This is a genomic window from Mesorhizobium sp. WSM1343 (assembly GCF_055901535.1).
In genome coordinates, this window is record NZ_CM148370.1 from 2,844,022 (window position 1) to 2,856,322 (window position 12,301).

At 64.3% G+C, this 12,301-nt stretch carries 9 protein-coding genes; 8 read left to right on the forward strand and 1 reads right to left on the reverse strand.

Annotated elements, in window-relative coordinates; genetic code table 11:
- Positions 1 to 8 precede the first annotated feature (8 nt).
- On the forward strand, positions 9 to 965 hold the full coding sequence (locus AC0NIL_RS13670) for a LysR family transcriptional regulator (protein ID WP_275952517.1): 957 nt from the start codon (positions 9 to 11) through the stop codon (positions 963 to 965).
- A 7-nt stretch (positions 966 to 972) separates the two neighbouring features.
- On the opposite strand, the gene argE is transcribed toward AC0NIL_RS13670, so the two are convergent.
- On the reverse strand, positions 973 to 2,133 hold the full coding sequence (argE, locus tag AC0NIL_RS13675; RefSeq protein ID WP_275952518.1) for an acetylornithine deacetylase: 1,161 nt from the start codon (positions 2,131 to 2,133) through the stop codon (positions 973 to 975).
- Positions 2,134 to 2,409: 276 nt separating this feature from the next.
- Here argE and AC0NIL_RS13680 point away from each other — a divergent pair, with 276 nt between their 5' ends.
- The 7 genes from AC0NIL_RS13680 to nirB all read left to right on the forward strand — a co-directional run bounded on the left by AC0NIL_RS13680 (position 2,410) and on the right by nirB (position 12,299).
- Positions 2,410 to 4,479, forward strand: a complete 2,070-nt coding sequence (locus tag AC0NIL_RS13680; RefSeq protein ID WP_024503968.1) for an oxidoreductase — start codon at positions 2,410 to 2,412, stop codon at positions 4,477 to 4,479.
- An 83-nt stretch (positions 4,480 to 4,562) separates the two neighbouring features.
- Complete coding sequence (locus AC0NIL_RS13685) at positions 4,563 to 5,165, forward strand: ANTAR domain-containing response regulator (protein WP_013530455.1); 603 nt, start codon at positions 4,563 to 4,565, stop codon at positions 5,163 to 5,165.
- A gap of 2 nt (positions 5,166 to 5,167) precedes the next feature.
- The gene (locus tag AC0NIL_RS13690) at positions 5,168 to 6,406 is read left to right on the forward strand and encodes a CmpA/NrtA family ABC transporter substrate-binding protein (protein WP_275953153.1); all 1,239 of its coding nucleotides are present in this window, start codon (positions 5,168 to 5,170) and stop codon (positions 6,404 to 6,406) included.
- Positions 6,407 to 6,762: 356 nt separating this feature from the next.
- Positions 6,763 to 8,079, forward strand: coding sequence for a CmpA/NrtA family ABC transporter substrate-binding protein (locus AC0NIL_RS13695; RefSeq protein WP_013530457.1), 1,317 nt, complete (start codon positions 6,763 to 6,765; stop codon positions 8,077 to 8,079).
- Between the two features lie 65 nt (positions 8,080 to 8,144).
- A complete protein-coding gene (gene ntrB, locus AC0NIL_RS13700) occupies positions 8,145 to 9,035 on the forward strand; it encodes a nitrate ABC transporter permease (protein WP_013530458.1) in 891 nt (296 codons plus the stop codon).
- 11 nt (positions 9,036 to 9,046) lie between these two features.
- Entirely contained in the window at positions 9,047 to 9,844 is a 798-nt protein-coding gene (locus AC0NIL_RS13705) for an ABC transporter ATP-binding protein (protein ID WP_013530459.1), read from the forward strand.
- Between the two features lie 4 nt (positions 9,845 to 9,848).
- Entirely contained in the window at positions 9,849 to 12,299 is a 2,451-nt protein-coding gene (gene nirB / locus AC0NIL_RS13710; protein ID WP_275952519.1) for a nitrite reductase large subunit NirB, read from the forward strand.
- Positions 12,300 to 12,301: the final 2 nt, after the last annotated feature.

Sequence of the window (12,301 nt, forward strand, 5' to 3'; positions counted from 1 at the left end):
AGCCAGCCATGCCGCTACGCTTCACGCTCAGACAGCTGGAATATTTCGTTGCCGTGGGCGAAGCCGGCTCCATCGCCAAGGCGGCCGAGCAGGTCAATGTGTCGCCGCCATCGATTTCGGCCTCGATCGCGCAGTTGGAAACCGAGTTCGGTGTCCAGCTTTTTGTCCGCAAGCATTCGCACGGCCTCTCGCTCACCGCCGGTGGCCGCATCTTCCTCAAGGAAGCCGCCCGGCTGCTCAACGATGCCGATGCCTTGCATGACGTCGCCGGCGATTTTGCCGAGAAGGTGCGCGGCCCGCTGGCGGTGGGATGCCTGCTGACCTTTGCGCAGATCGTGCTGCCGGCGCTGCGCATGCGGTTCGAGCGCGCTTATCCCGATGTGCACGTGCGCCAGTTCGAGCGCAATCAGGGGCAATTGCTTGAGATGCTGCAGCGCGGTGAAATCGACCTTGCCCTGACCTACGATCTCGAACTGTCGCAGGATATGACCTTCGAGCCGCTGATGTTGGTGCCGGCCTATGTCATGCTGCCGGCGGGCCATCGTTTCGCGACCAAGGCGTCGATCACGACGGAGGAACTGGCCGACGAGCCGATGGTGCTGCTCGACCTGCCGTACAGCCGCGAATATTTCCTGTCGGCATTCCACCAGCGAGGGATCCGGCCCAATATTGCCGAGCGCACCGGCGACATTGCGGTCATGCGCTCCATGGTGGCCAACGGCTTCGGCTACGGCATCGCCAACATGCGGCCGCTCAACACGCTGGCGCCGGACGGCAAGCCGCTGGTCTTCGTGCCGTTGGACGGTGACCTGCGGCCGCTGACCATGGGCGTCGCCTTGCCCAATTCCGAACATCGTACGCAATCCGCCCAGGCGTTCATCGACCACTGCCGGCATTTTGTCGTCGAGCAAGGTGTGTTCGGCGCCGAGCGGGCCGTCGGCCAGGCAGCGCTTCCGCAGAAGTAGCGCCCGGTTACGCCAGTTGCTGGTCGGCAAGCCGCTTAAGCAATTTTTCCAGCATGTCGTCGCAGCGGCGCATCTGCTCGACGCTGACGAATTCGTCCGGCTTGTGCCCTTGCGCCATCGACCCCGGTCCGCACACGACCGTCGGCGTGCCGAGATCGCGGCTGAACAGGCCGCCTTCCGTGCCGAAGGCCATCTTGATGGTATTGTTGGCGCCGGTCAGCGATTTGACGAAGGCGACGGCTTGCGAACTGGCTGGCGTGTCCAAGCCGGGATAGGTGTTGGTGATGTCGATGTCGATTGCTGCCTCGGGCGCGATGGTCGAGGCTTCGGAAGCAATATGAGCAGCCTCCTTGCGCAGGCGGTCGAGAATCTCGTGCGGGTCGTCGGCTGCGACATTGCGGATCTCGAAGTCGACCTGGCAAAGGTTCGGCACGATGTTCAGCGCCGCGCCTGCGTTGATCTTGCCGACATGGACGGTCGTGTATGATATGTCGTAGTCGCCGTCGCGGGCGCCATCGCGCATCAGCCGGTCCTGTTCGCGGCGCAAGGCGGCGACGAAGTCGCAGCCGAGATGGATGGCGTTGAGCGCCAGCGGGGCCAGCGCCGAATGGCCTTCGCGCCCCTTGCAAAGCGCGCGTGCGGCAAGCTTGCCCTTGTGCCCCGTCGCCACCTGCATATCGGTCGGCTCGCCGACAATGCATAGCAGCGGCCGATGCGGGGCCGCTTGCAGCATGTCGATCAGGCTGCGCACACCGATGCAGCCGATCTCCTCGTCGTAGGAGAGTGCCAGGTGCAGAGGCGTCTTCAGCGTCATTTTCGCGGCCTTGAGGCACGCGGCGAGCGCGCAGGCCACAAAACCCTTCATGTCGGCCGCGCCACGTCCGTAAAGCTTGCCGTCACGGTTCGTCATCTCGAAGGGCGGCAGCGTCCAGGCCTGGCCGTCGACGGGAACGACGTCGGTGTGACCGGACAGCATGATGCCGGAAGCATCAGTCGGTCCGATGGTGGCAAAGAGGTTGGCCTTGTGGCCGTCCTCGCTGTGGATGACCCGGCTGGCAATGCCGTGCGCGTCCAGCAGGTCCGCCACGTAGCCGACGAGGGCGAGGTTCGAGTCGCGGCTCACCGTCGGGAATGCGAGCAGCTTTTCAAGGATCTGGATGCTGTCCATGCGTCTTGTGTCTCATTGGCCGTCGGTACTTCTAGCATCGCGTGGCCGGGGCCTTGAAGTCGCATTTGGCTCAGTCGGGATTTAGCGGATGCTAATCCGGATGTGTGCGATTAGGCGCGGCCTAACCGGCACAGAAGAAATCTGTTGTTTTCCGGCGCTTGCCGCAACTTATGAATGGTCTCACGGCATCAACCCACTGGGCTGGCCGGCTTGCGTCACGCCTCGAAACCATGATCGGGCGTGCTGCAGGGCGACGCTGGCAGGAAGGCACGTTCCATGCGCGATCCGCGCTATGATATTTTGTTCGAGCCCGTGAAGATCGGTCCGGTGACCGCCAAGAACCGCTTCTATCAGGTGCCGCATTGCAATGGCGGCGGCTATCGCGACCCTTCGGCCGCGGCCGAGATGCGCCGCATCAAGTCGGAAGGCGGCTGGGGCGTCATCTTCACCGAGCAAACCGAGATGCACCACACATCGGAGATCACGCCCTTCATCGAGCTCAGGCTGTGGGACGATGCCGATATTCCGGCGCTGGCGAAGATGGCCAAGGCCATGCACCAGCATGGCGCGCTGGCCGGCATCCAACTGGCCTACTCAGGCATCAACGGGCCGAACCTCTACACCAAGGAAGTGCCGCGCGGGCCGTCGGCCCTGCCGATCCGCACCTTCACCAACGATCCGGTGCAGGCGCGCGCCATGGACAAGCAGGATATTCGCGACCTGCGCCGCTGGCATCGCAATGCTTTCAAACGGGCGAGGCTCGCGGGCTTCGATTTGGTGTGCCTCTACGGCGCGCATGGCTTCGGCATCATCCAGCACTTCCTGTCCACGGCCACCAACCAGCGCAGCGACGAATATGGCGGCTCGCTGGAGAACCGCTCGCGGCTGATGCGTGAGCTGATCGAAGAGGGCAGGGACGCTATCGGCGACACGTGCGGCCTGACGCTGCGGCTGTCGCTGGACGAGATGATCGGTGAGCTCGGCTTTGCCAATTCCGAAGTGCGCGACATGATCGAGATGCATGCCGATCTGCCCGACCTCTGGGACCTGGCGCATGGCGCTTGGGAGGATTGTTCGGGGCCGTCGCGGTTCAAGGAGGAGGGCGCGCAGGAGAGCCTGGTGTCCGGCATCAAGAAACTGACCTCGAAGCCGGTCGTCGGCGTCGGTCGCTTCACCTCGCCGGATGTGATGGTGAAGATGATCAAGTCCGGCACGCTGGATTTCATCGGCTGCGCGCGCCCATCGATTGCCGATCCCTTCCTGCCGAAGAAGGTGGAGGAGGGGCGCATCGAGGACATTCGCGAATGCATCGGCTGCAACATCTGCATCACCGGCGACATGACCATGTCGATCTCGCGCTGCACGCAGAACCCGACCTTCATGGAGGAATGGCGCAAGGGCTGGCATCCCGAACGCATGCAGGCCAAGGGCGATAGCGACAGCGTGCTGATCGTCGGCGCCGGCCCGGCCGGGCTGGAGGCGGCGCGTGCGCTCGGCCTGCGCGGCTATCAGGTGGCCATCGCCGAGGCCGGCACCGAACTTGGCGGCCGCGTGGCGCGCGAGTGCCGCTTGCCTGGTCTCTCGGCATGGGGACGCGTGCGCGACTACCGCCAGTACCAGATCAGCCAGATGTCCAATGTCGACGTCTATTTCGAAAGCCGATTGTCGGCGCAGGAGATACTGGACTTCGGCTTTCAGAACATTGCGCTTGCCACCGGCTCGACATGGCGCCGAGACGGCGTGGCGCGCGCGCATGTCGTGCCGATGCCGATCGACCCGGCCATGCCGGTCTACACGCCGGACGATCTGATGGCCGGCACTGTGCCGACCGGCAGTGTCGTGCTGTTCGACGACGACCACTACTACATGGGTGGCGTTCTGGCCGAGCTGATGGCGCGCCAGGGTGCGAAGGTGACGCTGGTGACGCCGTCAGCCTATGTGTCCGACTGGACCCGCAACACGCTGGAGCAGGGCGCCATCCATCGCCGGCTGGCCGAACGCGGCGTCGAGATCGTGCTGAACCGGACTGTGACGCGCATCGTGCCGGGCGGTGTTGCCACGGCGTGCGCCTATACGGGCAGCCAATTTGACATCGCCGCGGACGCCGTGGTGCTGGTCACGTCACGCCACCAGGACGATAGTGTCTGGCAGGAATTGAAGGCGCGGCGGGACGAATGGGCCGATAGCGGCATCCGCTCGGTCAAAATCATCGGCGACGCCGAGGCGCCGGGTCCGATCGCCTGGGCAACCTATGCCGGCCACCGCTTCGCGCGCGAGCTGGATGAAGCCGATATCGGCGACGCACTGCCCTTCCGGCGCGAGGTCACAGCGTTGGCCGCGGAATAGGGCGCCTGCGGCGCGGTCAGCGAATATCGGATTGTTCAACCATACCGCATTGCACAATTCCTTCGCTTGGTCACAATGCAGGCATGGTTCGAACCGCACTCGCCGTCCTGGTGATCGATGAAAACCGCATCCGCGCCGCGATCATCGAGGCGGGGTTGCGCGAGGCCGGCCATGAGCGGGTCACTGTCATCCATGATGTGACCGGCATTGCGCGGCGGATCGCCGAGATCGAGCCCGATGTCATCGTCATCGATCTCGAAAACCCGAATCGCGACATGCTGGAAAACATGTTCCAGCTGTCGCGTGCCGTAAAACGGCCGATCGCCATGTTCGTCGACCGCTCCGACCAGGCCTCGATCGAGGCGGCGGTCGATGCCGGCGTTTCGGCCTATGTCGTCGACGGTCTGCGGCAAGAGCGCGTCAAGCCGATCCTCGACATGGCGGTCAGCCGCTTCAACGCTTTTTCGCGCATGGCGCGCGAACTGGAAGAGGTTCGCGGCGAGCTCGAGAGCCGCAAGGTGATCGACCGCGCCAAGGGCATCCTGATGAAATCGCGCGGCCTCTCCGAAGAGGCCGCCTACACGCTGCTGCGCAAGACGGCGATGAACCAGAACCGCAAGATCGGCGACATCGCCCAAAGCCTGGTGACTGCCGCGGGGCTGCTGGGACCGGCGGAGGACGAATGAGCATGACTGCCAAGCACCAGATCACCGCCGGCTTCATGCCGCTTTTCGACAGCGCCGTGCTGGTCGCGGCCGGCGAGCTTGGCTTCGCCGCGCAAGAAGGCATCGATCTGAAGCTGCACCGCGAGACATCCTGGGCCAACATCCGCGACCGCATCGCCATCGGCCACTTCCATCTCGCGCATATGCTGGGACCGATGCCGCTCGCCTGCAATCTCGGGCTGACGCCGCTGGCCTCGGAAACCATCGTGCCGTTCTCGCTCGGCCTCGGCGGCAATTGCGTCACCATCTCCAATGCCGTTTGGGCCGGTATGGCGGCACACGGCGCCGAGGCCGACCTAGACCCGGCGCGCGCCGGTGCCGCACTTGGCGCGCTCATTCGCGAGCGCGCTGCGGCCGGTGGCGATCCGCTGCGCTTTGCCGTGGTGCATCCGCATTCCGGGCACAATTACGAATTGCGCTATTGGCTCGCCGCCTGCGGCATCGATCCGAGCCAAGAGATTGAGATCGTCATCGTACCGCCGCCCTTCATGGCCGATGCGCTGGCCGCCGGCCGTATCGACGGCTACTGCGTCGGCGAACCCTGGAACAGCGCTGCGGTGGCCGCCGGCACCGGCCACATCGTCACCGTCAAGGCGCGGATATGGCGCAACAGCCCGGAGAAGGTGATCGGCGTGCGCAAGGCTTGGGCAGACGAAAACCCCGAGGCCTTGGCGGCGCTGCTGCGCGCGCTGCATCACTCGGCGCGCTGGTGCCAGGATCCGGCCAACCATGGCGAACTGGCCGGGGTGATGGCGCAGGCCGGCTTCCTCGGCCTGCCGCCGACCGTGCAGATGCCGATCCTGACCGGCCATCTCCAACTGGGCGGCGGTGCGGAGCGGACCATCGACGACTTCTTCCTCCCCTTCGATAAGGCGGCGAACTTTCCGTGGAAGAGCCATGCGCTGTGGTTCTACACGCAGATGGTGCGCTGGGGGCACGTGGCGCACACGCCTGAAAGCCTTGCCATCGCCCGCGACTGCTACCGTCCCGACCTCTACCGTTCGGCGCTGAAGCCGCTCGGCGTCGCGCTTCCCGGCGCCAATTCGAAAGTCGAGGGTGCGCTCCAAATTGCCACCGCGGTCGGCGCGACAGGCGCCGGCCTTGTGCTCGGTCCGGACGGTTTCTTCGACGGTCAGATCTTCGATCCTGACGAGATCGATGCGTACATTACCGGCCAGAAATCTGCCGAGATCCAGGCCTGATCATTTCCGCGCCATCCTTGTGCATTGCACAAAAATTGTGCGCGCGATTGCCCTAATGAACAATCTTTGGCCTTCCGGCCATAGGGTTCGATGCGCCGGCGATCAGCGCGGGCTGCTGATTTCATTGGCCTTTTTCACCTCTCTCAAAACTGGCACGGTTCCTGCTTTGAAATAGACAGGCCCTTCGCGGGTCACGGAACAGGCGTCCAATGGCGGGCGCCACAGGCAAAGCTGCCGCTCAGGTTAAAGCGCGCTCCCGGTCACCCGGACGCGAAGACCTGGCTGGCGGCTTTTTTGTTTTGATCAACACGCAATCGACGACGCGGATCCCAAGCCGCGCCCAACCGGAGACGACGATGACGAAACGGATCAGGACTGGAACGACCCTCAAAGACATGACGCGCCGCGATTTTCTGGTCAGCAGCGCGATGACGGCCGGCCTGTTCGTGGCGGCCCGCAAGCTCTTCCCTTCCGGCGCCTATGCCGCGACCGCCACTCCGGAGGTCACCGGCGCCAAGCTCGGCTTCATTGCCCTCACCGATGCGGCCCCGCTGATGATCGCCAAGGAGAAGGGGCTGTTCGCCAAGTTCGGCATGCCCGATGTCGAGGTGCTCAAGCAGGCCTCCTGGGGTGCGACACGCGACAATCTGATGCTCGGCGGCGCGGCCAACGGCATCGACGGCGCTCATATCCTGACACCGCTGCCTTACCTCATGCACACCGGCAAGGTGACGCAGAACAACCAGCCGATGCCGATGGCGATCGTGGCTCGGCTCAACTACGACTGCCAGGGCATTTCGGTCGCCCAGGAATATGCCGGCACCGGTGTCGGCCTCGACGCCTCGAAGCTGAAAGACGCGTTCGCTGCCAAGAAGGCGACCGGCAAGGAAATCAAGGCCGCCATGACCTTCCCGGGCGGTACGCATGATCTGTGGCTGCGCTATTGGCTGGCCGCCGGCGGCATCGATCCCGACAAGGACGTCTCGACCATCGTCGTGCCGCCGCCGCAGATGGTGGCCAACATGAAGGTCGGCAATATGGACGTGTTCTGCGTCGGCGAGCCGTGGAACGAGCAACTCGTCCACCAGGGCGTGGGCTTCACCGCCGCCACGACAGGCGAATTGTGGAAGGGCCATCCCGAAAAGGCGCTCGGCCTGCGCGCCGAATTCATCGAGAAATATCCGAACGCCACCAAGGCGATCCTGATGGCCGTCATGGAAGCGCAGCAATGGTGCGAGGCCACCGAGAACAAGGACGAGATGGCCGCTATCATCGGCAAGCGGCAATGGATGAACGTGCCCGTCGCCGACATCATCGGCCGCCTCAAGGGCGACATCAACTATGGCAATGGCCGCGTCGCCAACGGCACCGATCTCTCCATGAAGTTCTGGAAGGGCGGCGTCTCCTATCCGTTCAAGAGCCATGATGCGTGGTTCCTTGCCGAGAACATCCGCTGGGGCAAGTTCGCACCGACCACCGACATCAACGCGCTGGTCGACCAGGTCAACCGCGAGGATCTGTGGCGCGAGGCGGCCAAGGATCTCGGCGTCGCGGCAGCCGACGTTCCGGCGTCGTCGTCGCGCGGCGTCGAGACCTTCTTCGACGGCAAGATTTTCGATCCGGCCAACCCGTCCGCCTATCTCGACAGCCTGAAGATCAAGGCATCGGCGTAGCCTGATCGCAAGCGGTGCATGCGCCGCTTGCGATCACTACCTGCCCCAAGGAGTTTTCCCCAGACATGTCGATCCAGACTATCGAGGACACCAAGGTGAAGGCCTTTCCCGCCAAGCCGGCGGAGGTCATCGCCTTCACTGCCAAGGCACGGCGCCGCTTCGAGCCGCTCGCCATCGCCGGCAAACTGGCGAGCGCGCTGGTGCCGCCCATCATCGTCATCGCGCTGATGCTGGTCGTCTGGCAGATCGCCTGTTCGTCGCCGACATCGAGCCTGCCGCCGCCGACCCAGGTTTGGAACGAGGCTTACGACCTGATAGCGCATCCGTTCTTCGACAATGGCCCGCAGGATATAGGTCTGGCCTGGCGCGTGCTGATCTCGCTGCAGCGCGTCGCCGTCGGCTTCGGCCTGGCGGCGGTCGTCGGCGTCGCGCTCGGTGCGCTGGTCGGCCAGTCGATCTGGGCGATGCGCGGCCTCGACCCGGTGTTCCAGATCCTGCGCACGGTGCCGCCGCTGGCCTGGCTGCCGCTGTCGCTGGCGGCGTTCCGTGATTCCAGCCCGTCGGCGATCTTCGTCATCTTCATCACCTCGATCTGGCCAATCATCATCAACACCGCGGTCGGCGTGCGCAACATTCCCGAGGACTACCGCAACGTCTCGCGCATCCTGCGGCTCAACCAGTTCGAATTCTTCGTCAAGATCATGGTGCCGGCCGCCGCGCCTTACATCTTCACCGGCTTGAGGATCGGCATCGGCCTGTCCTGGCTCGCCATCGTCGCCGCTGAAATGCTGACTGGCGGCGTCGGCATCGGCTTCTTCATCTGGGATGCGTGGAACTCGTCGCGGCTGCCCGACATCATCGTCGCGCTCGCCTATATCGGCGTCACCGGCTTCTGCCTCGACCGGCTGGTCGCGGCGGTCGGCGCCTTCGTCACCCGCGGCACAACGGCAAAGTGAGGAGAGGGGCGATGACGGCCTATCTGAAGCTCGACCATATCGACAAATCCTTCACGCGTGGTGCCCAGGTCAGCGAGGTGTTGAAGGACATCAGGCTGACCATCGACAAGGGCGAATTCGTCTCCATCATCGGCCATTCCGGCTGCGGCAAGTCGACCCTGCTCAATCTGATCGCCGGGCTGACCAAGGTGTCGGCCGGCGCCGTGCTGCTCGAGGACAAGGAGGTTGACAGCCCTGGACCGGAACGCGCCGTGGTGTTCCAGAACCACTCGCTGCTGCCGTGGCTGACCGTCTACGAAAACATCAACCTGGCGGTGTCGAAGGTCTTCGGACGTTCGAAGAGCAAAGTTGAGCGGCATGACTGGATCATGCGCAATCTCGACCTCGTGCAGATGGCGCATGCCAAGGACAAACGCCCGGCGGAAATCTCCGGGGGCATGAAGCAGCGCGTCGGTATCGCCCGGGCGCTGGCGATGGAGCCGAAGATCCTGCTGCTCGACGAGCCGTTCGGCGCGCTCGATGCGCTGACGCGGGCCCATCTGCAGGACGCGGTGATGGACATCCATTCCAGGCTCGGCTCGACGACGATCATGATCACCCATGACGTCGACGAGGCGGTGCTGCTCTCCGACCGCATCGTCATGATGACCAACGGTCCGGCGGCGACCATCGGCGAAGTGCTTGCCGTGCCGCTGGCGCGGCCGCGCCGGCGCGTCGAACTCTCTTCCGACCGGACCTTCCTGCGCTGCCGCGAGGCGGTTCTGAAGTTCCTCTACGAACGCCACCGCTTCGTCGAAGCCGCGGAGTAGCACCATGAGCGAAAGACTTGTCATCATCGGCAATGGCATGGCCCCCGGGCGCATGCTGGAGCACCTGCTGGAACAGGCTCCGGGCCGCTACACCGTCACCATCTTCAACGCCGAGCCGCGCGTCAATTACGACCGCATCATGCTGTCGCCGGTGCTGTCGGGCGAGAAGGCCTATGAGGAGATCATCATCCATGGCGACGGCTGGTACATCGCCAACAACATCACCCTCTACAAGGGCCACAAGATCGTTGCCATCGACCGGACGGCGAAGACCGTCACCTCCGATCATGGCGTCACCGAACCCTACGACAAGCTCGTCATCGCCACCGGCTCGGTACCGTTCATCATTCCGGTGCCGGGCCATGATCTGCCGGGCGTGCTGACCTATCGCGATCTCGATGACGTGCAGGCGATGATGCTCGCTGCCCAGTCGCGCGCGAAGGCGGTGGTCATCGGCGGCGGCCTGCTGGGTCTGGAGGCGGCGGCGGGCCTCAACGCGCAAGGCATGGACGTCACCGTGCTGCATGTCATGCCGACCTTGATGGAGCGCCAGCTCGATCCGGCCGCCGGCTATCTCTTGCAGCGCGCGGTGGAGCAGCGCGGCATCAAGGTCATCACCAAGGCCAACACCCAGGCGATCACCGGCAACGGCAAGGTCGGGCAGGTGGAACTTGCTGACGGCACCATTATCCCAGCAACGCTTGTGGTGATGGCCGTCGGCATCAGGCCGAATTCGGCGCTGGCCAAACAGGCCGGCATCGCCGTCAACAGGGGCATCGTCGTCGATGCCGGCATGCGCAGCAACGATCCCGACATCTACGCGCTCGGCGAATGTGCCGAGGTCAACGGCCAGGTCTATGGTCTCGTCGCGCCGCTCTACGAGATGGCGCGCGTGACAGCCAGCCAGCTTGCCGGCAACGAAGCGGCGGCCTTCGTCCATATGGACACGCCGACCAAGCTCAAGGTCACCGGCATCGACCTGTTCTCGCTCGGCGACTTCGCCGATGGTGACGACCGCCAGGAGATCGTGCTGCGCGATGCTTCGGCCGGCGTCTACAAGCGGCTGGTGCTGAAGGACGACCGCATCATCGGCACCGTGCTCTATGGCGAGACGGCCGACGGCGCCTGGTTCAACGACCTGAAGAAGAAGCAGACCGACATATCGGAGATGCGCGATACGCTTATCTTCGGCCAGTCCTACCAGGGGGGTGCCCCGCTGGACCCTATGGCGGCCGTTGCAGCCTTGCCGGATGATGCGGAGATCTGCGGCTGCAACGGCGTTTGCAAGGGGAAGATCACCGGCGCGATCACGGCCAAGGGCCTGACCTCGCTCGACGACGTGCGCGCCCACACCAAGGCGTCGGCCTCCTGCGGCTCCTGCACCGGGCTGGTCGAGAAGCTGATGGTGCTGACCATCGGCGACAAATACAATCCAGCGGCGGTGCAGCCGATGTGCGGCTGCACGACGCTCGGTCATGACGAGGTCCGCCGGCTGATCATCGCCAAGCGCCTGAAGACCATTCCCGCCGTCATGCAGGAACTGGAATGGACGACCTCCTGCGGCTGCGCCAAATGCCGGCCGGCGCTCAATTACTATCTCGTCTGCGACTGGCCGGACGACTACGCCGACGACTACCAGTCGCGCTTCATCAACGAGCGCGTCCACGCCAACATCCAGAAGGATGGCACCTATTCGGTGGTGCCGCGCATGTGGGGCGGGGTGACCAATGCCGCTGAACTGCGCGCCATCGCCGACGTTGTCGACAAGTTTGAAATCCCGATGGTCAAGGTCACCGGCGGCCAGCGCATCGACATGCTCGGCATCCGCAAGGAAGACCTGCCGGCGGTGTGGGCCGATCTCGGCCAGGCCGGCTTCGTCTCCGGCCACGCCTATGCCAAGGGGTTGCGCACGGTGAAGACCTGCGTCGGCTCGGACTGGTGCCGCTTCGGCACGCAGGATTCGACGGGCCTCGGCATCCGCATCGAAAAATTCATGTGGGGCTCGTGGACGCCGGCCAAGGTCAAGATGGCGGTGTCGGGTTGCCCCAGGAATTGCGCCGAGGCGACCTGCAAGGATGTCGGCGTCATCTGCGTCGACTCCGGCTACGAGATCCATTTTGCCGGCGCGGCCGGCCTCGACATCAAGGGCACCGAAGTACTCGGGCTTGTGAAGACTGAGGACGAGGCGCTGGAGCATATCGTGGCGCTGACGCAGATGTACCGCGAGCAGGGCCGCTACCTCGAGCGCATCTACAAATGGGCCAAGCGCATCGGCATCCCCGAGATCAAGCGCCAGATCATGGACGATGGCGACAAGCGCAAGGCCTATTACGAGCGCTTCGTCTTCAGCCAGAAATTCGCCCAGGTCGACCCGTGGTCCGAACGCGTTTCCGGCAAGGACAAGCACGAATTCCGGCCAATGGCCTCGGTCGGTTTTGCGCAGGCGGCGGAGTGAGC